This is a genomic window from Paenibacillus pinisoli, assembly GCF_003605435.1.
Taxonomy (GTDB): domain Bacteria; phylum Bacillota; class Bacilli; order Paenibacillales; family Paenibacillaceae; genus Pristimantibacillus; species Pristimantibacillus pinisoli.
Genome location: NZ_QXQB01000005.1, coordinates 210457 through 233885 on the forward strand (window position 1 = coordinate 210457; position 23429 = coordinate 233885).

34 protein-coding genes and 1 pseudogene are annotated in these 23429 nt (G+C 45.3%); 2 read left to right on the forward strand and 33 right to left on the reverse strand.

Annotation, left to right across the window (positions count from 1 at the left end):
• Positions 1-21: 21 nt before the first annotated feature.
• The 23 genes from D3P09_RS21885 to D3P09_RS21995 form a co-directional block, all read right to left on the reverse strand.
• Complete coding sequence (locus D3P09_RS21885; protein WP_165867538.1) at positions 22-690, reverse strand: 3'-5' exonuclease; 669 nt, start codon at positions 688-690, stop codon at positions 22-24.
• A gap of 25 nt (positions 691-715) precedes the next feature.
• Positions 716-1537 carry a VanW family protein gene (locus tag D3P09_RS21890; RefSeq protein ID WP_120113553.1) on the reverse strand — a complete coding sequence of 274 codons (822 nt, stop codon included), beginning with the start codon at positions 1535-1537 and terminating at the stop codon, positions 716-718.
• A 127-nt stretch (positions 1538-1664) separates the two neighbouring features.
• Positions 1665-3452: a cellulose binding domain-containing protein gene (locus tag D3P09_RS21895; RefSeq protein WP_165867539.1), complete on the reverse strand. Its 1788-nt coding sequence runs from the start codon at positions 3450-3452 to the stop codon at positions 1665-1667.
• Positions 3453-3567: 115 nt separating this feature from the next.
• Positions 3568-3954, reverse strand: coding sequence for a VOC family protein (locus D3P09_RS21900; protein ID WP_120113742.1), 387 nt, complete (start codon positions 3952-3954; stop codon positions 3568-3570).
• A gap of 52 nt (positions 3955-4006) precedes the next feature.
• Entirely contained in the window at positions 4007-4456 is a 450-nt protein-coding gene (locus D3P09_RS21905; protein WP_120113555.1) for a GNAT family N-acetyltransferase, read from the reverse strand.
• Between the two features lie 29 nt (positions 4457-4485).
• On the reverse strand, positions 4486-5367 hold the full coding sequence (locus D3P09_RS21910) for a PhzF family phenazine biosynthesis protein (RefSeq protein ID WP_120113556.1): 882 nt from the start codon (positions 5365-5367) through the stop codon (positions 4486-4488).
• Between the two features lie 223 nt (positions 5368-5590).
• Positions 5591-6397, reverse strand: coding sequence for an HAD family hydrolase (locus D3P09_RS21915; RefSeq protein WP_120113557.1), 807 nt, complete (start codon positions 6395-6397; stop codon positions 5591-5593).
• Complete coding sequence (locus tag D3P09_RS21920; protein WP_120113558.1) at positions 6394-6891, reverse strand: DUF1572 family protein; 498 nt, start codon at positions 6889-6891, stop codon at positions 6394-6396. Before D3P09_RS21920 ends, D3P09_RS21915 begins: the two co-directional genes overlap by 4 nt.
• 3 nt (positions 6892-6894) lie before the next feature.
• Positions 6895-7446, reverse strand: coding sequence for an orotate phosphoribosyltransferase (pyrE, locus tag D3P09_RS21925; RefSeq protein WP_424452503.1), 552 nt, complete (start codon positions 7444-7446; stop codon positions 6895-6897).
• A 39-nt stretch (positions 7447-7485) separates the two neighbouring features.
• Entirely contained in the window at positions 7486-8010 is a 525-nt protein-coding gene (locus tag D3P09_RS21930; RefSeq protein ID WP_120113560.1) for a YfiT family bacillithiol transferase, read from the reverse strand.
• Between the two features lie 30 nt (positions 8011-8040).
• Positions 8041-8592, reverse strand: coding sequence for a hypothetical protein (locus D3P09_RS21935; protein WP_120113561.1), 552 nt, complete (start codon positions 8590-8592; stop codon positions 8041-8043).
• A gap of 301 nt (positions 8593-8893) precedes the next feature.
• Entirely contained in the window at positions 8894-9349 is a 456-nt protein-coding gene (locus tag D3P09_RS21940) for a GNAT family N-acetyltransferase (RefSeq protein WP_120113562.1), read from the reverse strand.
• Positions 9350-9372: 23 nt separating this feature from the next.
• Positions 9373-9510: a hypothetical protein gene (locus D3P09_RS27815; RefSeq protein ID WP_165867540.1), complete on the reverse strand. Its 138-nt coding sequence runs from the start codon at positions 9508-9510 to the stop codon at positions 9373-9375.
• A gap of 315 nt (positions 9511-9825) precedes the next feature.
• Positions 9826-10371, reverse strand: a complete 546-nt coding sequence (locus D3P09_RS21950) for a GrpB family protein (protein WP_120113564.1) — start codon at positions 10369-10371, stop codon at positions 9826-9828.
• A 14-nt stretch (positions 10372-10385) separates the two neighbouring features.
• Positions 10386-10949, reverse strand: coding sequence for a histidine phosphatase family protein (locus D3P09_RS21955; RefSeq protein WP_120113565.1), 564 nt, complete (start codon positions 10947-10949; stop codon positions 10386-10388).
• Between the two features lie 32 nt (positions 10950-10981).
• Positions 10982-11320 carry a cupin domain-containing protein gene (locus D3P09_RS21960; RefSeq protein WP_120113566.1) on the reverse strand — a complete coding sequence of 113 codons (339 nt, stop codon included), beginning with the start codon at positions 11318-11320 and terminating at the stop codon, positions 10982-10984.
• A complete protein-coding gene (locus D3P09_RS21965) occupies positions 11317-11976 on the reverse strand; it encodes a hypothetical protein (protein WP_120113567.1) in 660 nt (219 codons plus the stop codon). The genes D3P09_RS21960 and D3P09_RS21965 overlap by 4 nt, the downstream gene beginning before the upstream one ends.
• A 47-nt stretch (positions 11977-12023) precedes the next feature.
• The gene (locus D3P09_RS21970) at positions 12024-12515 is read right to left on the reverse strand and encodes a cysteine hydrolase family protein (protein WP_120113568.1); all 492 of its coding nucleotides are present in this window, start codon (positions 12513-12515) and stop codon (positions 12024-12026) included.
• Complete coding sequence (locus D3P09_RS27820) at positions 12512-12679, reverse strand: hypothetical protein (RefSeq protein ID WP_165867541.1); 168 nt, start codon at positions 12677-12679, stop codon at positions 12512-12514. The genes D3P09_RS21970 and D3P09_RS27820 overlap by 4 nt, the downstream gene beginning before the upstream one ends.
• 300 nt (positions 12680-12979) lie before the next feature.
• Positions 12980-13444: a hypothetical protein gene (locus D3P09_RS21980; RefSeq protein WP_120113570.1), complete on the reverse strand. Its 465-nt coding sequence runs from the start codon at positions 13442-13444 to the stop codon at positions 12980-12982.
• Positions 13445-13500: 56 nt separating this feature from the next.
• Positions 13501-14178: a VOC family protein gene (locus tag D3P09_RS21985; RefSeq protein WP_133305043.1), complete on the reverse strand. Its 678-nt coding sequence runs from the start codon at positions 14176-14178 to the stop codon at positions 13501-13503.
• Positions 14168-14887 (reverse strand): HAD family hydrolase, encoded by a 720-nt coding sequence (locus D3P09_RS21990; protein WP_243644389.1) that lies wholly within the window; start codon positions 14885-14887, stop codon positions 14168-14170. The genes D3P09_RS21985 and D3P09_RS21990 overlap by 11 nt, the downstream gene beginning before the upstream one ends.
• A gap of 77 nt (positions 14888-14964) precedes the next feature.
• Positions 14965-15258 (reverse strand): hypothetical protein, encoded by a 294-nt coding sequence (locus D3P09_RS21995; protein ID WP_120113572.1) that lies wholly within the window; start codon positions 15256-15258, stop codon positions 14965-14967.
• A gap of 182 nt (positions 15259-15440) precedes the next feature.
• Between D3P09_RS21995 and D3P09_RS22000 the strand changes: the two genes are divergently transcribed.
• The gene (locus D3P09_RS22000; RefSeq protein WP_120113573.1) at positions 15441-16520 is read left to right on the forward strand and encodes a T9SS type B sorting domain-containing protein; all 1080 of its coding nucleotides are present in this window, start codon (positions 15441-15443) and stop codon (positions 16518-16520) included.
• A 108-nt stretch (positions 16521-16628) separates the two neighbouring features.
• Here D3P09_RS22000 and D3P09_RS22005 read toward each other — a convergent pair.
• The 4 genes and pseudogenes from D3P09_RS22005 to D3P09_RS22020 all read right to left on the reverse strand — a co-directional run.
• Positions 16629-16775 (reverse strand): annotated as a pseudogene (locus D3P09_RS22005) (response regulator transcription factor); the annotation flags it as partial.
• A gap of 389 nt (positions 16776-17164) precedes the next feature.
• Complete coding sequence (locus tag D3P09_RS22010) at positions 17165-17638, reverse strand: hypothetical protein (protein WP_120113574.1); 474 nt, start codon at positions 17636-17638, stop codon at positions 17165-17167.
• 261 nt (positions 17639-17899) lie between these two features.
• Positions 17900-18559 carry an HAD family hydrolase gene (locus D3P09_RS22015; protein WP_120113575.1) on the reverse strand — a complete coding sequence of 220 codons (660 nt, stop codon included), beginning with the start codon at positions 18557-18559 and terminating at the stop codon, positions 17900-17902.
• Positions 18560-18802: 243 nt separating this feature from the next.
• Positions 18803-19336, reverse strand: a complete 534-nt coding sequence (locus D3P09_RS22020; protein WP_243644407.1) for a GNAT family N-acetyltransferase — start codon at positions 19334-19336, stop codon at positions 18803-18805.
• Between the two features lie 176 nt (positions 19337-19512).
• On the opposite strand from D3P09_RS22020, the gene D3P09_RS22025 reads away from it, so the two are divergent.
• Entirely contained in the window at positions 19513-20001 is a 489-nt protein-coding gene (locus D3P09_RS22025; RefSeq protein ID WP_120113577.1) for a GyrI-like domain-containing protein, read from the forward strand.
• A 74-nt stretch (positions 20002-20075) separates the two neighbouring features.
• On the opposite strand, the gene D3P09_RS22030 is transcribed toward D3P09_RS22025, so the two are convergent.
• The 6 genes from D3P09_RS22030 to D3P09_RS22055 form a co-directional block, all read right to left on the reverse strand.
• The gene (locus D3P09_RS22030) at positions 20076-20582 is read right to left on the reverse strand and encodes a DUF2569 domain-containing protein (protein ID WP_120113578.1); all 507 of its coding nucleotides are present in this window, start codon (positions 20580-20582) and stop codon (positions 20076-20078) included.
• Positions 20583-20734: 152 nt separating this feature from the next.
• Positions 20735-21229, reverse strand: a complete 495-nt coding sequence (locus D3P09_RS22035) for a DUF2569 family protein (RefSeq protein ID WP_120113579.1) — start codon at positions 21227-21229, stop codon at positions 20735-20737.
• A 54-nt stretch (positions 21230-21283) separates the two neighbouring features.
• Positions 21284-21673, reverse strand: coding sequence for a hypothetical protein (locus D3P09_RS22040; protein ID WP_207892539.1), 390 nt, complete (start codon positions 21671-21673; stop codon positions 21284-21286).
• A 134-nt stretch (positions 21674-21807) separates the two neighbouring features.
• A complete protein-coding gene (locus tag D3P09_RS22045; RefSeq protein ID WP_165867542.1) occupies positions 21808-22335 on the reverse strand; it encodes an RDD family protein in 528 nt (175 codons plus the stop codon).
• 122 nt (positions 22336-22457) lie between these two features.
• Positions 22458-22862 carry a hypothetical protein gene (locus tag D3P09_RS22050; protein ID WP_120113581.1) on the reverse strand — a complete coding sequence of 135 codons (405 nt, stop codon included), beginning with the start codon at positions 22860-22862 and terminating at the stop codon, positions 22458-22460.
• A 27-nt stretch (positions 22863-22889) separates the two neighbouring features.
• Positions 22890-23366, reverse strand: coding sequence for a hypothetical protein (locus D3P09_RS22055; protein WP_133305044.1), 477 nt, complete (start codon positions 23364-23366; stop codon positions 22890-22892).
• Positions 23367-23429 lie beyond the last annotated feature (63 nt).

The window sequence follows — 23429 nt, forward strand, 5'->3', positions numbered from 1 at the left end:
CTTATCGGAATCGACTTTCTATTAGGTCTCAGGCAATTGGAACCGTTTGACCGTCATCGGATTGATTATCTTCAAACTATCAATGGAACGCTCGCGATACTGCTCCATTAACCGTACGAAAATTTTGGCAATTAAACGGCTGTCATCAAGAGCATCATGTCTGGCGAGCCCGCTATCATCTACTCCAACTCGCTTCAACAGCAGATTGGTAGAAATAACCTCTTTTTCCTCAGGATATACATATTGATAGAGTACTTTCGTATCCAAAATAGGCATGCTTAGCCCAGCTATCGAGCGGCGATAGCATTCCGCTTGTATAAGCGGCCAGTCATATTCATAGCCGGCTTGCGTTACGAGAACCGTGCCCTCGGCAAAATCAAGGAACTCTTTATACACTTTATCCCATCCAGGCGCATTCGCTATATGTTGATTCGTCACGCCGGTCAACTGTTCGATGAAAGGGGAAATCGGCACTGGCGACTGTACATAAGACATATAAGAAGCAGCGGATTCTAGATTGTTATGTCTGCCGATTGAGAAACGTACCGCACCGATTTGAGTAATATGATCCTTCTCAGGATCCGGTCCGGTCGCCTCAATATCGAATACACAATAATGATGGCTCATCAAGTTGTCCATCTGAAGCTCTGACACGGCGTATTCAGCCTCGGAAATTAGTTGAAGCTTCATGCTCCCACTCCCATCCATTACTTGATTAGCTGCTATTACATTTCACGTCACCCGCTTCAAGAAGCGGCTCGTACATCATCAACGCTTTGTTTTCCGTTACCAACTCGTCTGCGATGCATTCACGGTCCGTATTTAGGACACGCCGATAAATTTGATTGCATCTGGTATACCCGCCCCAATATTCTTGCGCCATCCGGTGCTCGCGTTCATACACTTCATATTGATAGATAGGCGGCTCCGTACATCGCCATTCCCCAACAAGCTGCTCATCTGTCAAATAAAGCGTCAACTGATAGGGCGTTTCAGTAGCATTATAGATTTGCAGATCCAAATAATTGTATGCGCAAGTCGCGCCGCTGCCGAACGGCTGTGTTCGGTTCGAATCCGGGAACACGTCATAGCTGTGGCGATGTCTCTCGACGACAGTAAGAGGCGTGTGAAGCGTAATCCAATATAGCAGATTCGACAATTGGCATAATCCCCCGCCTATCCCCTTCTTGAAACTGCCATAAAACAAGACCATACCCTCTACATACCCTTTTCTTTTGGTCGGCTTTCCGATCAGCTTCCAATAAGACAATGTCTCTCCTGGCTGTAGGATAACTCCATTCAACTGTTGCAAAGCTATTTTCAGATTAATTATTTTATTTTGCTGCAAGGACATCTCCACATCTCTTAATCGTCGAAGCAATGGCGTCTGATGTGAGCTGATGCGATAAGGAAGCTTTGACGTGCTTATCGTTCTCGTATAGATCCTGCCGCTGAACCGCCATGCAAGATGTCTTCTGAACCGATAATACATCGTGCCCGCCATTATTCTTGCCTTCGATCGCTTGATTGGCTTCATATCACTTCTCCTTTGCTTCCAAGTGAACCCAATGATTGGAAATGATTGTAGCTAAAAAAGCCGAAAGGTGTCAAGCACTATGCGGTCATTAGCGGACACCTTCGACTATTCGATTCGCTTCTAATCGTTAAGGCTCAATGCCCCATACCAGAACGCCGTTGTGATACAAAGTAATTTTGTCATGATCGGCGAATGATGTTAAGGACGGCGCATAAGAGTAATCATTGGCTTCGTTGAAATTCGACCAGTTGCTGTTGTTGATTCTGGCTTTGATGACACCCGTATCACCCGATGCCGCAATGCTGCCTGCGCCGGACAGAAATCCAAGCTCCAGATAAGCATCAGCCGTAGAGGTCGGAGACCCCATTATATAGAAGCTGCCCGTTATGTTAGTCTTGCCGATGACGGCATAGTCGATGGTCAGGTTTTGAGCTACAGCAGCTTCCCGCTTGTAATAATAGCGAACCGTTAGTTCGCTGAGCGGTATCGCCGCTGTACCGGTATTCACAATTTTGAGAAAGGGCTTAATCGCGTTATTGCCGACCACGCCATCTCCGTCCTCATATTGAATCTTAAGCGAAGAGCTTCCTCCGCCCCCGCCCGACGACAATGTTGTCGCACTGGCCGCAGCGCTGCTGGCGGACACATTGTTGAATGCATCATAGGCCCTAACTGTATAGGTATATGACGTGGATGAGCTTAACCCCGTATCGGTAAAGGATGTCGTATTTGTAGTTGCAAATTGCAAGCCATTCCGATAGATGCGGTACCCAATTACACCTACATTGTCGGAAGATGCGCTCCAAGCGAGCGTAATCGCACTGCTTGAAGAGGCAGCCGCGCTTAAGCCGCCGGGTACTGTAGGCGCTTGACGGTCCCAAGAGACAGGCGGATGTCCCGCAAAAAATTGATTATTCGTATACGTGTTGCCGTCGCTTGTATCCCCTAAGCTTTGATTTGAAGTCTCGTTCGCGGGACACCACGGACTGCTGCTTGTGCGATTCACTTCCGCAATATCGGCAGTTATGCCTGTGTTGTTCTGTCGGTAACCGATATTATTACGAATGGTCACATGGACGCCCTTCACATCGATGAAGCTGTCGGCAAAATTGAAGCCCGCTCCGGCAATGCCCGCGCCAAGAAAAAGATTATCCTCGATTAGAGTATGCGAAGTTCCTTCCTTAATATCTAGCGGTTCGGCAGCTACAGCCGGCCCTATCACATTGTTGCGCACAATCGTATGAAGCACAGCTCGATTATAGCCTTGACCCGGACCGACGCTGCTGCCCGGCATGCCTTCATTCACATCCCACACCGAGCGATCCGAGCCGATATAGATGCCTTCAGCAAAGCCTTTGTCCGTCGCATTGCCAGTCGCCCCGGTCTCGTCGACAACGCAATTCTCGATAATGGCATAAGAGCTTCCGTCGCGAACATGAATGCCTTCCTGCCCCACATGCCGCACCGTGACACCGTTCAAATGTACGTAATTGGCATTGTCGAGCACGATTCCCTTCTGGCCGTGAGTAATCATAATATTGTTGATGTTCCAATGGTCGCCGGTTAGATAGAGCGTATATCCCGGTGAGGATATGGAGCCGCCTTTCAGAACGGCCGGATTGGCTGGATTGGCGCTTTGAAGCGTAATAGGCGCAGCAGCGGTTCCGCTTGCCCCGGAGTAATAATAAGCTGGCCGTATACCTATCGCAGAAGCTGTTGTCAGCTCATATGTACCTGGTGCCACTAGTATGACATCGCCTGGTACCGCTTGCTGTAAGGCAGCCTGAATCCCCGAGACGGTATCAACCTGGATTACCGCTGCCGCTTTTGACTCAGGCGTTTGAAACGTAAAGGTGCCGAGAATTAAAACCAACCCTAACAGCCCTATCATGATGCGATGCAGAATCTTTTTCAATGACATTCACTCCCCATAGATTGGAATACTTGCATGACATCGTCGTCACTTTCCATCATATTCAGGCAAGCGAATGCCAAGAATGCTATCTTGCTGTTTCAAGACATGTATCTGTTTACTCAGTCATACAGCTGCAAACCATAATAGGATTGCCATCCGGATCTATGAAAGAAAATTCCGACAAATCCGGATAGACCTGAATCGGGCTCGTAATCTTAGCCCCTAACTCCTTCACATGCAGAAAGGAGGCATTAATATCATGGGTGCTAAGATTAAATAACGGATGAGAGGATGGCGTAAATTGATAATCTTGATCGAAGCAATGATTGTCAAGTGTAATACCCGGCCGTCCCTCTCCCATAGGAAAAGTATAGATAGGCCCGACATAATCCTTCTGCGGAACCTCTATGCCAAGCAGCCTTGAATACCATTGAATCGAATCGTTCAAGTTTCGAACATGAATAAAGATGGTATCAACGCGGCTCATAATCGGGCCTGCCATGAATAAATCCCCCTTCTCTATATGCGCCATTACATGACTCCCCCCAAAATATTTACAGCTTCAAGACATAGCCTGTCTTCACATCGCCCCGGTATCCAGCCGTCTGATAGAACTGATGGACGGCAATGTCCGTACGGCTAGTAAGCAGCATTATTTTGTAACAGCCGCTCTGTTCCGCTATTTCCTTGGCTTTGTTGAGCGCCAGTCGGCCCAGCCCCCTTCTTCTATACTCTTTATGGGTAACAACATTCTCAATTAAGGCGTAAGGTTTTGCTCCCCGTGTCAAATTTTTCAGGATATGCAATACGCACGAAGCGGCAAGCACGCCATCTTGCTCGACTGCGATCATTTTCAGCGATTCGTCTTGTATCATGGCTTTCCAATGAAGCCGCAGCTCTTCGCTGTCCTCCAAGGCAGGGTCATGCTCATTCAACTGGGCGTAGAGGGCGAGCAGAGCATCTCGCTCATCCTCTTGTATAAATCTGACGATTGTTTGTGTCATACCGTTTTCTCCTCGCATCCGAATTTCTATTATAAGACGATTGATAATTCTTTCACAAATACGGCATTGCCTGAGACAAAGACATTCATGCCTGTATCCGTACGCTGCACATCCACCTGCACTCTTCCGTCCCGCTGCACCTCATGGCCTTGTTCAATCTGGCAAGATAGCTGATTAAGCTCCGGATGGACATAAGTTAAATAGTAGGCGCCCATAACGCCCGAAGCCGTTCCCGTTACAGCATCTTCAATTGTACCCGAATAGGGAGAAGAGAAATGTCTTGCATGCATCATCGCTTCTGGAGAAGCTGTCTCGAAGCCGAATGGATGAATGGATGCCCGCGGCATCTCCGTCAATAGCACAGGAAACTGGGAGGAATCAGGGCGCATGTCGGCAAACGCGGATAGTTCCCGAATGGGAATCAGGAGCGTCCATGTTCCTGTACTTCCATACATAATCGGATATCTTTCATCCAGCTCTCCCATAGTGAGGCCGACGGCATTCATTAACCGCTCTTTATCCCCTTCGAAAGGCACAAATTCCGGTGAGCTTTGCTGCATACGGATCGTCAACAGCTCATTCGCATCCACCGCAATCGTAACAGGCAATATACCTGCTCTTGTCTCTATAGTAATTTCAGATAACATGCCCAGATACCCTCTTGTGCGCAGGCCGTAGATGGCCGCCATTGTGGCATGTCCGCATAAATTGATCTCGTGGCCGGGCGTAAAATACCTGAGCCGAACCGTAGCCTCGGAAGAGGATTGGACAAATACGGTCTCGTTAAAGCCGACTTTCGCTGCAATCTCCAGCATGACGGCTTCATCTAAGTGATCTGCCTCAAAAACAACACCTGCCGGATTCCCTTGGTTTGGAATATGAGTGAATGCATCGTAATGATAAACAATCATGTCGTACTTCCTCTCAGCAAAAATGATGTTCAACCTTTGAGTCGAGATGATGCTCCTCCTTCGGATGCATAGTTGCTAGCAAGCCCCACCCTCGGACTTGACCATGAGTGGGGCTTTGGTATCAATTTAGTATGAATAAGTACAAGGTTTTGTTATTGATTTCCATTATACCATTCCATTTTCCGGGATCCTATATCGATAGTTCGACTTTTTTTGATACAAATCAACGATTCTGGGCGAGATGATTTGCTTCCTTCAACAATCTCTCCAATACGATGGCTACTCCATCTTTCTCGTTGGTCTCTGTTATCTCCTTGGCCATTTGCTTTAGCTCAGGCACCGCATTGCCCATAGCGACAGGCCAGCCGCAGTTCTCGAACAAGCCCATATCATTAAAATCATCACCGAACGCTGCCACTTCCTCCAGCGGAATGCCATATGCCCCGCATATAGCAGCAACTCCCAGCTCCTTCGATGCTTCCCGCGAAGAGATTTGAATCAGCTCTCCTCCGTCTGTCTCCAGAATACGAAGCTGTGATGAATAAGCCCCCAACGACCGGTCAATATGAATCGGACCAGATATTAATACCTTTGTCGCGGCTTGCATACGCAGCTGCTCCAGTGAAGTAACCGAAGGGCCTTGCTTTACGCCTGCTCGTAAAGCTGCGTCAATCGGCTTCAAGCTCATCCATTCATCCTGCACCTCAACGCTAATTTCAATATCCGGATTATCATTCAAACAGGCATCCAGAATGACCGCAGTTAACGGCGCTGGAATCGGATGATGAATCTTCAGCCCTGTGTGAACACAGTCGATGTAAGCTCCGTTGTAATAGACAAAGGAGCCTATCTGTAACAGCTCGTCCGGCAAAAACTGTTTAACCGTACGCGGTGGTCGGGCCGTTGCGAATATCACTTTTAATCCTTGTGAATAGCACTGGCTCACTGCCCTAGCGTTACGATCGCTAATTTGTTTGTTGGACTGCAGCAATGTGCCGTCCAGGTCAAGTACGACTGCTGATAGCCTCATGCTTTGTCAGCCTTTCGTCGCGGAATCGAGGTTGCTATGTATGCATCGTCTTTTAGAAGCTTGGCGATATAGAGAATTTGGCCCATATGCTCGGAGAAGTGTGCTGCGCACTGGAAGAGCATATCAAGGTGGGATCTTTCTTTACCTCTTACAAGCTGAGTCTGCTGCCAATGCTTTTCGTTCAACTGCGCCACCGTACTGGTTGCGATAAGGAACGACTCTTCCGTCAGCTTGGTCAATTCCTCCTTGGATAGATATATCGGTTCGAACTCAGCATCTCTGTCGCGGGTTATGACATGGCCTTGGATGCCTGACACGATTCGTTCGTCAATATTCCCTCTGATATGTACGATAAGGTTCGCAATACTGTTGCTGGAATCATTAGGTCGCCAATTCAGCTCTTCATCATTCAGTTGATGGATCGCAAGCAGCATTCGCCGTTCAATTTCCCTAAATTTGTGTATAAGCAATTCGCGAATAACTTCTGTATCCAATCGCTATCCCTCCCTGCGGGCGTTCAATAATTGCTCCATCGTGAACAAGGCATGAACCCGGACACCAATCTCTTCCAGCTTGCGTCTGCCATCGGGGTTGCGTTCAATGACGCATATCACATCCTCTACAATTGCGCCGGCTTCGCGCAGCTCCTGAGTGCTGATGATAACTTGTCCGCCAGTTGTGATTACATCCTCGACCACACAAACACGCTTGCCTGCTATATTCGCTCCTTCGGCAAGCTTGCAGGTTCCGTATTCCTTTGCCTTCTTCCGCACAAATGCAGCAGGCACACCCGATTGAAGCGACAAGGCGGTTACAACAGGAATTCCCCCCATCTCCAATCCCGCAAGCACTTCGATGCCGCTTGGAATAAGCGGCTCCAATTGCTTGGCGATCATACGCAGCACGTCAGGATCTGCCTCGAACAAATATTTGTCGAAGTATTCGCTCGAAACTTGTCCAGACCGCAAGGTGAATGTACCGTTCAGGTGCGCCGTGTCATAGATTTGCTTAGCCAGAAGTAGTGTCATAGAAACCTCCCAAGAATAGATTTCTATTATCATACAATTGTTTACTTAATATGGGAATCGTTATTTTTCGTCTTTCCGGGTGATTGCTGCATGAATCTGGGCGAGGTGGTGCTGGTTATGCCATATGATTCGCTGCAGTGCTATATCTAGAGTTATACTTCCCAGCGCCTGAGTAATCAGGGTTCGCTTGAAGTCGCTCTCCTGCATATGAGTCATGATCTTAAAGAGGCGTTCGTGAATCAGCTCCAATAGCGCGATGGCATGAGCCACAGGTATGTTCTTGTAGTCGATTAGCCCTGCCCACAAGTCTTCACGGTACGAGTTCGCCTCCGGCGCTTCCTCCGTTAGTGCTCGTTTGAATCGCAAATAAGCATTCATATCGTTATCGGCCATATGATGAATGATTTGACGAATGGTCCATCCATCCGACCGATAGCTGTGCTCCAGTTGCTCTTCGGTCAACGAAGCTGCCACTCGGCGCAATGTCTTAGCAATCTCAGGCAGATCAGCGATTAGCTGCATCCGGTCGTATGTTGACAGCTCTTGCGGGTGAAACTTGCCGATCGGATAACGTATCAAATCCATAAGACTGACTCCTATTCTCTAGCTGTAATATTATAAGTGAACCCTTACATCAATTAGCTTTGACCAGCTCATATCGTTGCCGACCCAGCCTTCTTCACTATGTACATACAGAAGCTTTGCATCTTCCCACTGTTCTATCTTTTGATCCGAGTTAAAGTATGCGCGAAGCTTATAGGTCCCCTTCTGGACAGGCGCCCAGATTCCATAGAAGGTGTCTTTCTCCCAATACAAGAGATTATGGGTGGTAAGAGCGTCCATCATCCTCGGTTCATCCTTGTCGACCAGTGCAATGTTCGTAGGCAAAAAATAACCTAGTTCCTCATCCTTGGCATCATACGACAAACGATTGATTCCAGAAATAATTGGATACATAAGATGCGCACTGTCGTTATCCTGGGTGAGCGAAATCTCGAGCATATAGTCGTAATCCATATTGGGATTGGTGTTGGCCATGACGGTTGCCTCAAGCTTAATGTCATCCGGAACTGTACGAACCGTCGTTGTCGACTCATAAGCATAGAATCCTGCAGCCAGAATCAGTATAAGCGCGAGTACGGCCAGCACTGCTTTCTTATTATTCATAGGCATCAGCCCCTTTTGTGTTTATCTAGTGTCTAGTTTATTAGAACGTTACGAATTTGTAAGAAGTTTCAACAAAAAGTAAAAAAAATTTATAGAAACGGGCTGACTGCTCAGCATTCAGATTGAACAGCAGATGTTGCTTGGTAGGCTTGTATAGTGTGGCTAGAACGATTAGTGGAAGCAGTTTAACTGGCGCAGCGTATGCAGAAAGCGGCCTATCATCCGCTTACTTAGGAAGAAGGGGTATGTTCCCAATTAGGAGTGAAGACATTGGAATTCGAACTATAGTTATAGCCGAAGGTTAATCGGCTTCTATTTTCATTTGGATGGAATAAGGCCTGAAGCCAAGAGATGACCAGAATGCATGGCCAACTTCGTTATGATGGAGTACATCAATGGTGAGGCTGCTTCTTTTGGGGAATAACTCTTCTTTCAGCAGAGACATGCCCCGACGCCCCATCCCCTTCTGACGATAATTCCGAACGATAAAATACTGACGAATATATATTTCGACTCTTTCCGGCTGAAAAGGCTGCTGGCGTTCTTGATACAACGCATAGCCGATGGTTTCCTCTTCGCTAAGCAGGATCACTGCCTGCCATTCACTCTTCAGGAAGCCAGCCATCCGCTCAGACAGTTGCTCCAGATTCATAGAATTGGCGCTTCCTTCATCCTGAATCAATTGCAAGTTCATACCCGCCAATAGCGGTATATCCATTTCATGAGCGAGCCGATAGCTCATGGCAAGATCAGACATAGCATTCACTTCCTTTTGTTCGGTTAAATACTGTAGTCTTCCTCCAATATGACGGGTACAGCTATGATCGAGGTTACAGCTTTAGTCCGCTTGTAATAGCACAGCTCAATATGAACGTCCACTTCGATATGGTCAAATTGTTCATTCGGAAGCCGGAACATAGAGGGGTCTCCAGCTGCATTAGTAACAACAATTTTGTTTTGGCGCTTCTCGGTCATTATACCTCTGCATGTCTGCTTATCTTGATAGATAAGATCCAGGCTAATCATAATAATCACGAATAGTAACACGGTGATGCCTATGATGAGAGCAAAACTCAAGATTGCAGGATGATCATTGTAAATATTGAACCACAGAAAATAACATGCTATGATGATCATCCCTACTGATGAGAATAGGGATCTTTTCAAGCTTTTGGCCACTTTGTTTTGATCCAATCACAGCCATCTCCTTTCAGCGCAAAGCTGTCGCTTCCCCTAGAGATCAGACGGGCCTGGCTGCCAGCCGGATTGCTGGGACCATACGTGTGCCTTTTTTAAAATATCCCAAACGATAGGCCCTTTGCCTTCGACATACCGGGTACGCTCATCATAATATTGCTCGAAAAGCCGGTGCTTCTCCTCAGCATACCGTCTGCAATCGATTGGGTGCACACGCAAGTAGTCGCGAAACAGAAGGGATACCTGCTCCGAATAACTGCCAGATTGCCGCACATGCACATGTGTCCTCCGATTGCCCGGCAGCTCGCGGAAGTATCGTTTGGTACGATCGGGATTATCAGCACGGAGCAGCAACCCTGCCGACTCAATGTCACGTTGGTAATGCTCCAGATCCCTGTAATCCGCCACCGAGATTTGAATATCGATTATTGGCTTTGCATCCAGTCCTTCCACAGATGTTGAGCCGATATGATCAATCCGAATCGCTTTCTTCTGCAAGGCTTGTCTTAGGTGCGAGCCAGTCTGAAGGAATAACTGCTTCCATTCTGGATCGTAAGGTGCAATTATCCATTGATCCGTCATTCCAACCAACCTCCCTAATTAACCGCCCATAGTCTCGCAGCTTGCGTTAATTGCTTTTCGGCAAAAGTAAGCCGATATATATCTGGCATCGATAACGACGCCCAAAACGTATATTCATATTGGGAATCATAGTGCTGCATGATCAGCGTCATAATATCGCCGTGTGTTCCGATCGCAAGCTTTTTACCATTGTATGTCGACAGCAACTGCTCCACCACGCTTACAGCGCGCGCCTGAGCATCCCAGCTTGCTTCCCCTCCGGGATAAGCAAAGTTTTTCTCAGCGTATATCCTTTTTTTGGCATCCAGGAAGGCTGCCGGCTCAAAACGCCCCATAGCCCGCTCTCTCAAATCCTCATAGAGTGTAATCTGCTGGCCTTGCTGCTCTGCTGCAGGCCGAACCGTCGCTATGGCTCTTTCATAGGGACTGGAGAAGAAGGCTTCCACGTGCTCACTTTCCAATAATCCTCTTACTAAAAATGCATGCTTCTCGCCTTCTTCAGTTAGTCCTCTGTTTCGCTCATTGCCCTCAGCATAGATGGATTCTGCATGTCGAACCAAATAGATGACAGTCTCCATTAGAGTTCTCCTTTGCAATGCCGCCCTAGTTTCTAGTCGAGATTAATCCTGTCGCCTATTGTATTAGGCTGCGAGATGACAAGAAATTCGATGGCCTGACCGCTTTGATTGAGTACTTGATGCGGCGTGAAAGGAAGTACTTCTATTCCTTCTTGCGCATTCAGAATATGCACATTGCCGTCTACTTCAATTGCCATCTGTCCGGACAATACAAAGAAAAACTGCTTCGCTTTCTCATGCATATGTCGTGCCTCGCTTGTTCCTGCAGGCATCTTCTCATGAATAATGCTTTGGTCCTTAGTATTGACTAGGCGCCAGCCGTCGCATCGATCGCCCCAGATATAATGGTCAGCGTTATGTTTGCTAATCATGGTGTATACGAGCTCCCTTTTTTGATTCTGGATTTATACATGAACCAGGTTTTCAAGATGGATTCTGCTGAACGGTGTGCGGAAACCTGGTGCAGATAAGCGAAGTCAGATGGCTTTACACGAATATGAAACAACGGTTGAACGGGCTTTGAACTGGTCCATTCATCAAATACAAGAAAGCCTTTGCCCTGCTTCTTGAAGGAAACGCGCGGCAGGACATATACTGCGCCTTCGCACCAAGGATCATTTTGACAGGTTTCTTCACTCAGTGAGAAGAAGTAGTAACGATGATTATTGCATTCAATACAGCCGTTTCGGAAATTGCCATGAAGCTTAATGCGGTTAAATATAGCATAAAAGACAGGCCAAATGCCGTCAGAAGTTGCGAACACAGCTTCTGTCATTTGACCTGTATAGAGCGTCTGAGGACGCGGAATGAATTCCTGTATATCCGTTGCATTGGAGCCGTGGAACAAGACTTGGTGGTATTGAGACAAATACTGCAGAAAATGATCAACTTGAATTTCTGTATCAAGCTCGAGGCTTTGCTGCAATAAAGCTTGTTCATAGATATGGCGGTATCTCTTTATTTCTGCTTCGCTGAACTCCGGTTTTGCTCCTTGATAAAACAGCTTGCGCCATAACAGCCCTCTCATATCCGTCGCCTCCAATCCCAATGCTGGTTCTTAAGACGCGACTGTAATTATGAAGACTGCAGCATTAGCTGTATAACCGGATAGGACACCACATGCCGGTCGCGATAAGCAGCAGTGATGGAATCGGCATGCTCGCCCAATACGCCGCGCTGAAGCAGCGCAGCCGTGAATCCTCTCTCAAGAGCGCCATTGTAGGTGAACAGTACGCAATGCTCCATTGCAAATCCGGATATAACCACGAAGTCTATTTGATGCTCCCGAAGCAGCTGTTCGAGCTCGGTCTGCCAGAAGGAATTGGAATGCAACTTGGTAACCACGCGATCGGCCGGATCCATATGAATCCCCGGAATCGTAGCGTATTGATGCTGATTCGACTCATCCATGCCATCCACATCCTGTACATGAACGACCAACTGGTTGCTGGAGCGCAGCATTCCGGCAACATGATTAATATATTCGCAGGCGCTTTCGATCCGGCTGCTGTCAACTTGCTTGAGATAAACCTCTTGCATGTCAATCACGATAAGTGCTATATTCATCCTTGTCTTCCGCCTCTCTTCTCATTAATGTAGATATCAAGCGCGACAATTCCTCGTTTCGCCAATCGAATGAACATAATCAGCGCTATAACAAGCAGTACTATTCCACCTATGTATACTAAAACAAAGAGTAAAGGCCAAAGAACAAAAATTGATTTTTCCATTTCAATCTTCCCCTTTTTATTTATCATTGCCTGGCAGCGTTATTGAATAGTCTGCACCTTCATCAAAGGCTGCAGAAATTCCGATAATTCATGAGTAGTATGAAAAGCATAATATTTCCCTTGATGCATTAACCAAAACTGCTCGCCGTCTGGGCGGATAAAAAAATCCACTCTCCGGTATGACTCCCGATAGCTCTCCGTGTCTTGATGCAACTGCAGCCACCATTCATCTCCTTACTGAGAATATCAAGGATGGCATGACCAGACTCCAATAATAGTAAACCATAGTAACTCTCCAGTCTATATCCAGGTCTGATATCGGCCAGCCTTCACCTCAACCTGATTTAGCTCAGCCCATTCATGTAATGCTTTAATGCTGGCATCATGCTCCCGAAACGCAAAACACTGAGAGGCTGGCACAAAACGTTTGCCCCGAGGCACAATGCCAATCGACGGATTGAAATATCCTTGTACGATGATTTTCTCAATTTCGGCAGGTCGAATTTCCATGTTGTATATAGCTATAACATGATCCTGCAGCTGAAGATGACGGGGAGTGAAACGGATGAATTGTATGGCTGCAATAATAAACCAAGTCACGTGTACTGAAACCGCAAAGCTCAATAAAACAACAATAAACTGTGAGTTTGAAAAGTTAACTCGATTAAACAGCATCGCTACCAAACCCAGCATTAAGATTCCATAAGGGATCAAAGCATACTTGCCTATAGGCCTTTTTATCGCAAACTTCTTAGCATCTTCCATGACTTCACTCCCTTCGCTTGATGTAGCTGTAATCGTTCTTCTGCTTTCATATCCTGCTATTGCTGAACTATGATTTGATAGGGTAGACCGTTCAATTGAAAGCTATCTTGAATATTACCTTCCACCGCGACCGTAAGCGGAAAAACTTTGACCGGTTTATTGGAACCTAGCCACTGCCGTTCTGTCGAAGAGAGAATAAACAATCCCTCTTCATTCCCAATAGGCGCAAACAGATGATCGGCATGCAAATACACTTTTTCACGCAGCAAGGAAGTTAATGCTTCGGCAGTATCGGCAACGTTCGTTACCGGCAAGCCGATTTCACTGATGCTTAGCAGATCGCTTGCGTCGAACTCATCCCCTGCTCTCCCGCTTAGATCATAACGGGCTATATATTCTACAATATTGCCTGCCGGATCGTAGAAATAGACAGAATCCGAATTCCAGCTGTTGGAGTGTACAACCTCTTTGCCGTCGACCAGATTGATTGCAATGCCTAGCTCCTTAATCGAACGAATAGCCGAATCCAATTTGCCAGGTGAAATATTAAAGGCAAAGTGGTAGTACGGCGCCTCATCCTCATGATGAGTTTCAAAGGCAAGCACAGAACCGCCGCAACGCAATCGAAGAATTTTATTGGTATAGTCTAATACCTCCATACCAAGACGCAGGTGATAAAACTGATATTGCTGTTCTAATAGACTGGTTTGCAGACGCACTTCGCTAATCTTCATGTTTCTGCCGCTTCCCTTCATCTATAGCCGCTCGTAACATAGATAAAACCTCTTCCAAATTCGTGCATGTATAGTCCGGCCTACAGCCGTCCGGCTGCTGTTTGTTCAACCGATTGAGCCATATTGCCTTAATCCCTAGCTGTTGTGCACCGCCTACATCGCTTACGATAGAATCACCGATATGAATGACCTCATGGGGCTGCAAACTCAAACGCCGCAGCGCCTCCAGAAACAATTCCGGTCTTGGCTTATAAGAACGAACGTCTTCACTGGTTATCACGTCATCCGCTTGAATGCCATGATATTGTATCGCTACAGCAATATCGCCCGCATCAATGTTGGAAAGTATGTATACCGGCGTCCCTTGAAGCTGCTCCAGGAAAGGCAGCGTGTCCGCATAACATACAGGTCTCCTCCAGTGATCGAATTGCACTTGTATCAACTCTTCGGCATCTTCAGCAGCTTGAAAGTGCTCGATAGTCTGACTGAGCGATTGTATACCGATGGCTCTTTGCGTCTGAAACGTATCATTGTGGCTGCTCGTGAAGATTGCCGAGAACCGCTGCCACCAATAGTCCCCAATCTCGCGTTCACTGCAAGGAATAGAAGCAGATCGTTGAATCTGGCGATAAATGACAGGCAATATCTCATCATCCTCATAGACTAACGTTCCGTAAAAATCAAGAAACACTGCTTTATAATTCATCATTCTTTCACACCCTATCGTATTCGCTAATGAATATAACCCGCCGGCGGCAATTCACCATGGGCGGGTTACGGGAATCCCTATAACATTCGGCTAAGCAGCATTCTTACCGCATAATAGATCAAGGCAATCGCAATAAACCCTGCACCCATTAACAATATGGTTCTTAAGCCAAACGAACTCTGTATGAAGCCAAAAGAAACTTCTCGTTGCAAATAATGGACAGATTCATAGTTATTCACAAGATCAGGCACATATTTTTTGGCAGCGGCGTAGCCTTGAATTAATTTTTGCACAATATGCCATATTACACCGACCAAGAGGATGAGGATTGAGATGATAAGCGATTCTGCTGCCAATGATTTATTTATCATTCGAATGTTTCCTCCGATTAATTAGGAGCAAGCGCACTTCATGGATAGGCCGTCTTACGTCCCGCTACCTATTGTACCATCATATTCCAGTATGTTGAACCATAATATTGGATTCCGCCCGCAACTTTTCAATTTTTAGGAAGTATATACCACATGCAGGAGATATTGATTCTTGAAGGAGAGTGGCTATTATTAAAAAATTTCTATTGGGATTAATCTGCGGCATGGCGATTCTGGTCTTCACAGCTGCAGCCGTATCGGAGGAGGTCAGAGCGAAGCTAACGCCCGTATTCGTTAACTTTCATGTAAGTGGTGAACAACACGCGCTATCTTCTGAGGATACCACGATTTTGAATTACAAAGGCTCCCTGTACGTGCCGCTTCGTTCCTTCTCCAAAGAGCTGGGCGCATCCGTCTACTACACGGCCCCGACCAGCAGCGACCGCGCACAGGTGAATATCTACTATGAAGATGATCGCGATATGTCACTAAAAGACAAGGATGGCTACGTCAGACTAGGCAATCTAGACGTACGTTTTGCCCTGGATAATGATATGCCGGAAATTAAAGGTACGGTTAAGATCGATAAAGTGATACCGAAAGACCGGGATATTGTCATATCCGTACTGGACAGCAAGGGCAATACATTAGGCGTCAGCAGCGCTATCGAGCCGTATGATCCATACCATGTGCCCATCTCTCAGCTTAAGCAAGGGGATGCCATCAACTTCAAGACCTACTTCCCTTATATGGCGACACCTGAAAAGTACACACTTAAGGTTGAAGTGGTGAAGAAAACGGATTGGTCATACGTCCAAGGCCATGTAGCCACTGTCACAGGCGCAGGCGGATTCTATGGTTTTCCTCTCAATCCCGCTATCTATGGCACCAATCACCAGAATAAATGGGGCGAGCCTACTCCCATTTCAGTCAACATTATCAACCATAGTACTATCGACAACATCATTGTGACGGAACCAACCATTCTTACCGTTGAAATATCAGATAGCAACGGCAAGCTTTTGCGCACGCTTACTACAAAGCCTTTCAAAGGCGAGATTCAGTGGAAGCAAGGCGCGATGAGAACGACCATCATGTGGGATCAAAAAGACAGCAAGGGCAAGAAGGTTCCCAAAGGCGAGTATCATGCCAAAATATTAACAACGTCAACCGAGGGGTATTACAAAAAAAATCCCGACAAGATCGTATCGTTAGATTTGGAAAACTCCATGCAAGCAGGCATGCCATTGATGCTTGAATAGCATCAAAAAAAGCTTCCCGCACCGATTCCGGTTGTGTGGAAGCTTTTTTTATATCCCGATTGCCCGTTCTTTCCCCTGTATGATTTTCCAATCAGCAACTGCCTCTCCTCATCGCGATTTCCTCTGCCAATAGTAGATTGCCAGCTGTGTACGGTCGCGCAGCTCCAGCTTATCCAATATAACCGTCAACATATTGCGCACAGTACCAAGGCTTAAGTATAGCTGCTCGCTAATTTCTTTGTTGGACAAGCCTTGCGATTCAGCGCAACCTCTCGGTTGCGGTTACGAAGTGACTTCGCATTTTTTCCTCCCGCAGGCCTCCCCAGATAAGAACGCCATCTTTCTGCCCGCAACCACTGGAGTTTACAAAGATAGCCTTTGGTCGACTTCGGATTTCGTCATGTATAGGTGACTCATCCGGCTAGCCCTGCCTCAAATCCAGAACGCAAACCTTGGCTCGTGCATTTGCCTCCAGCTTCCTTCAGATTCCGCCTCGCGGCCGACACCCTTGCTCTTGGCTAACGGTAAGCGTTCGCCAGCCCCCGTTCGGGACTTTCACCCTAGAGATGACGCCCATGCTGGGCGTACTATAACAATGAGGAGTGGTTCTCGAACCACTCCTCATTCCTACTGTCATTTCGAGCTTAGACAGCCTCCTTTGATACCGTATGTGACTCAACCTTCAATTCTACAAGATGCTCGCTGCAAAACAATTGGAGTGCCCCATATAATGCTTTCGCTTCATTCTTATGCTTCAGCCTCAGGCGAAGCAGAGAGTAAGAGCGGATCTTATGAACAAGCTTGATCGTGATAAGATTCCCAGCTATGGCGATCTCATCAATATTGTCCAACGTTATGATCAAAGCTCCATATTGAAGCTGATCTTTCGCCATTTTGAATGGCTTTGTTTTCCTGGTCTCTATCACTTGCCACACCAAAGCAATAATCGAAATAAGAATAGTTAATGACATAACAGATACTTTCCAATTAGACTCTATCAAAAAAGCAGTCCATATGGATAGAAGCAAGCTCAATTGCATAATAACAGTTAGCGTGAATGTCCTCCACGTATGGAAATGATGCATATCAAACCTTGTGTCTCTCCATCTTATGCTCATACGCTATCTCCTTCATTCCCTTAATGCCTCGTACGAAAAACCCACCTGTTCTTTACGGGTGGGCTAACACACTCACTAACCTTCATCACACATATATATGGAGACGTCGTTAGCCTTTCTCTTTCGCTTTCTTCTTCTCTATCTCTATTTCCTTAATCATTATATCGGCTTCCTTCCAATTTTCATCAATAGTATCTAGTTGCTTCTTGACCAACTTACTGATGATCCTTATTCCATGAGTTCATATGCGAAGTAAAACTATTAGTATAAAAACCGTATAAGCTCCCGAATATCCGATATTTCGCCGATCGGAACCACTTCATGTTGTTGCATTTTGATAGGATCGCCATTATAAGCTACGAAAGAAATTCCCGCTGCTTGTGAAGCTTTCCCGTCGATCCACGCATCCCCTACTGAAATCCATTCCTCTGCGGTTGTATCGTTGAAATGCTCCAATACGTTCAAGAAACCGTTAGGGGAAGGCTTAATTCTGACCATTCTCTCTCTGCCAATAATAAGATCGAATAATGCACCAATATGATGTTCACGAAGCGCAGTCTCAGCTGCTTCTACAGCGTTGTTCGTAATGATAACCAATCTATATTGATGATGCAATTCATTCAAAAGCTGAACGACGCCTTCCTCAAGGCTCGCTCCTTTCATACCCTCCACTTCATGCTTTTTCGCAATATCCCACATCTCGCGGATGCGCTCTGGGCTCATGATATGGGTTGATAACGCTTCGGTTATGATCGTTGACGTCGTATGCTGGTCTAGATTCCAGCCAGGCGGCAGGAAATGAGCCTCAACCAGATAGCGGTACGTCTCCCGCTTCATCGATTGAAAATCAATGCGGGAACGAAGCAGTGTATTATCCATATCAAAAATAATGCCTTTAATTGCTAGCTTATCCTCATTCATTGCGTAATCTCCTTACTATCAAAAGTGGAAAGTTTCCGCAAACTAATTGGAATCATGTCAATCTTGCGATACCAAAGTTAATCCATTTCCTTCACAAGAGCGTATAATTTCAAATCTAGACAAGCGCCCTAACAAAAATCCAGGCAAGGACTCCCTTAACCCCATTAACAATCAGTGTAATTCTAAGATCGATCGCTGCGCTGCCAATTGCTTCTACCCGGTTAAACCTGTCCTGCTCGTTTTCTATTCAGCCAAATACTGATCCAGCTTACGACGAACCAGCGGCCATTCTTCCGACAGAATACTGTAAATGATGTAATCCAAATTGTGGTATTTCTTCCGAAGCACGCCTTCTTTGGTTGCGCCTAATCGTTCAATGGCTCGTTGAGACTTGATATTATCTGTCGATGTTATGATTTCAACTCGTATAACCTTAAGAGTCTCGAAGGCATGCTGGAGCATCAGGAACTTGCATTCCGTATTCACTCTCGTTCTCCACACTGCTGATGAATACCATGTCGTGCCTATATTAAAATTTTGATGGCTTTCCGCAATCCGCAAGAATCTAGTAGAGCCAACAAACTCCCCTAGTTCCATGTCATACACCGCATAGGAGAACTGTTCTTTTCGCTCTCTCATCACTAACGCTTGTTGTACGAAAGACTGCATCTCCTCCAAAGTCTCAATTCGATAGGGAAAATGAGCCCATATCTCAGGATCTCTTGAGCACTTATACAAAGGTACGATATGCTCTTCCTCTAATGGGACAAGCCGCACCCGCTTTCCTTCCAATTCAGCAAATGGATACAACCATAATCATCCTCTCTATGGAATAGATGCTTTAACGCTGCAAGGGTTTCCTCAAAATGGATTTTTCTAAAGAGGTAACGTATAATAGTTTTTCAATGCTTTTGTTGAGAATCGATTAATGGTCATGAAGGAGCTGAATCTCTATGATGCGGGAACAACAAACGGTGGAGCGGACTGAAACGAAGCTGGTTGGTTATCGTGTAGTCGTATCACTGAATCAAGATCTGGAAGAAGGCATAGTCGTTCAGTTGCGGGAAAAGCTATCAGCGAACCGCCCTGTCATTCCGAATCAGACGAATGAGGGCATGTATTTGGTGCAAATCTATCCGGATGGACAATGGACGCCAGATATCCCATTTACTAGTATTGTAGCAGTAGAAGTTAATGAATACGATCAGGAAATAGAACAATTTGCGAAATATACGATTCCAGCCGGAACATTCGTAGAAGTAACGCATCTTGGCCCAGAAGCCGACATCGGTGATACGTATGATTGGATTAGCGAACAAGAGCTTAGCAGCAGCCGTTGCTTTGATTTTGAATATTGGGCACCCAAGGCTGCCTTCGATCAAGAAGACAGTACCATTCATATTTATTTGCCTCTGGAAAGCAGTGAATCAAAACCCGCATAAGTCGCGGGTTTTCTTATTTCACTTTTAGCAATTAAAAAGGTGAGAGAAGTTTTCTTCTCCCACCACTCTAATCATTAATGGATAAACGTATTTTTTACACGAATTGATCTGATGAAATAAGGAATCCAGATCATGCAGGTAAATATCCCTCTGACGATTTCCTTGATGTAATTGAAACTATCCAGTTCACGCGCAATAGGAATTTGCATAAAGAGGATGTAATCAATAAGGACGAACAATACGCTGACTACAAAATAAAAGATCATCAGACGCGGCAATATCTTTTTCTTGCTATAGAAACATACTAATATGAAAATAGAAAATGCAAATAACAATAGATTGTAAATAAGCTCAAACAGGATAAGCGGTTGCCACAGGGCATGGTATATAATCGAGCTTTTGTCGGTGAAGAGCTCCCATGATCCGTCTCCAAAAATGCTTAAAATGCTTATCAGTTTGAGCATTAACAAAAACATAGTACTATAGAGGCCAATCTGAACAAGTACCAGCCACCCCCCTAGTCCTGAAATTAATTGCGGGTAAGGCTGAGTGTTTGGTGTGGCCTGCGTTTGCGATTCCATTGATACACGTCCCTTTGTCAGTTATAAGTGTGAGTTATTTCGGCTTTCTCAACAAACCCTTTCCAGGTTTGTTTTTCGTCACCCAAATATACCCTATAATCACTTATCGTCACATCAAAGGAATTTATTAAGATAATGTATCTATTGTATCGTCAATAAATAAATGTATTCTGAACGCGATATGATCTTTTGAAATAAAGCACAACGACCAAACATTCAACGATCGAGGCAACTATCCACCATGCTTCGTTACCCAGTACCTCTTGTGCAAGCGGAATTTGTGCTACAAGGATTAGAAATATAAAACCGTTCAACAAGCCAACTAAAAAGAAGATGATCATCAAACGAGGTAAAAATGATCTCTTGCTATAAAAAAAGACTAGGATGAATATCAAAAAAATAATTTCAAAAATACTTACTGCAAAGAAAAACCACATAGCTGGCTTCCACATGGGATGATACATGATAGAACCTTTTTCTACCAGAAAACTCCATGCTTCATTTCCAAACATGCTTACTGATCTTATTATACTTTCAATTAACTCTATTAGATTATAATAGAGAACAATTTGCATGAGTATTAACCAGCCTCCCAACCCTGAGACATAGAGGCGCAATGGTTTGTACTTTTGCGTTGATTGCTGCATATTCAGAAATACACATCCCTTTATTAGTTTAAGGTTGAATACAATATGAACCGCTCATTTCATTAATGCTCTTCCCGTTCGGATGGAGTATGCATAGTCCTCCCTGCCATGGCTTAGCGCGAGTTGACTGGCAGCGTCCCAGTCATAAGAGACCGATACATGCTCGATTTGCCATAACGGCTGGTCTGGCATACGATTCATAATTACGTATTCCGCAAGTGGTGTAAGCGACTCCATAACATGCGGATGCGGCCACTCATCATCATAGGCAGGCAAGCCGACGCTTCCCGCATTAATAATATGTTTTCCGCAAGGCAAATATATGGATCTGTATACGTGGCTATGCCCGCACAAAATATAGGTTTGGGGAATATCTTCAAGCTCAAGCGATAACTGCTCCGCGCTTTTATACCGAACGCCAGCCTCGCTGACCTCTTCTAACATGACTATCTCCAAGATTAATAATTTGATTAATGCCTCTGCGCTCCATATCTGACAATACAGCCTCCAATGCCAAATGATTGCTATGAATATCAGAGATAACCGCTATTGATTCCATAAGTTCATATCCTTCCTGATTAATAAGCAATTTCCCCAACAATTGCGATAACATAAATAGCCACAACAATAAGGGGACCTATCAGCAGACGAAAAAAACCGACTTTTTTATGGATAACAGTCAGTTTCAAATCTCGATCCCAAGTTGTCGTCTTAGCATTTCTCAGATCATGATAGCCCATCATGTTACATACAATTGTGATCAGGCTTATCCCGAGTCCCATCCCTTTCAGCCATACGATGCTGGCTCTCTTGAACGCGATATCTCTCGAGATAGCTCCGCCATCTGCCATTTGTACTTGTATGCCCATCAATTTTTTGCCTGGTGTAGTACCGAAAGCTGCCATATAACCCCATTCAATGAACATCCACAGGAAAACCATCAAGATCGTCACCCAACTGGATATCCACTCAAAACTTGCTTCATGCACATATTGCCATATCAAACCTATCACCATGCTGTGCACCAAAACATCAAAATGTCTGGCCCAAAACCGGATCCAGGGTCTTTCTTTCTGTACTTCTTGTGTAATCGTCGCTGATTCCAATTCGTACCCTCCATGAATAGGAAATACTGGAGTCAATAAAATTCCAGATATTCATATTAACATAGATATGGAAAATTGTGCTTTATTATTTTCTGCCTGACCGCTTCGTTCAGTTTCAGTGCTCAACCTTCAATCAGCTTATAGTATCGAATATCGCCTTTATCTGTTTCCGCTATTAAGATATCCCCGCGTTCCTTAACCTCATAAATTTTTGTTCCTATTGGGAGTTTGCTGGCTGTACCATTCACAAATTTAGCGGGATCATCGGTTTGAAGCGAAATTCTCGACAATAACGTGTCTTTCGTCAGCTCGGTTTCATTCACCCAATCGCTGCCTGCTATGAGCACGACATGACTGTACATCATGATGTCTGCTGCCGGATTTCGCTGCAACACCATTTGTGGAGTTGGATTTCCCAATACATGTTCCTCAAATGAATGGTTCTTCCTTTCCTCCTGCTTAGCCTGATCAGATCCGCATCCAGCAAGCAATAAAGCTGTACATACAATCAATATCCAAGCTCTCATATCTGCAACCCCTCTCCTATAAAAATGCTATAGATAATACCCTTCGCTCTCAGGCAACGCTTGATTAGCCTCTTTATTTCTTACCATCTCTATAATCATACTTGTTAGACGTTTGAAGCCTCTATGCGTTTGGTTTTCATTAAACTCACCATTCCAATGGATGTTTTGCTCTTTGCCATCTACAAGGATTTGAAAATGATAACCTGAAGCCGGAATAACATTCATGCCTTCTATTTCATTTGGATAATTCCATAATCCAATTTCATTCATTAACTCATATACCTGCTTCATTTCCTCATCAGTTAAGCTCAGATTCGTTGTAGCAGTCCCGGCTGTCACAAGATCTTTGGTATATGTCCCTTGAACCGTATCCAGCACGTTTTTATTCATAACGCCATAGGAAAACACAAAATCAAATGAAGCCGGTTGTTCACTCTGTTTTGGTTCAGCTGGTGAACAACTGAGGAGCGACAACAACAATAAAGCGGCAAGAATTTTCATCATTCATCTCTCCCATTCAATCATCGCGATATTCAGTAAGGACTTATTCTCTAGACGACAAAGTTA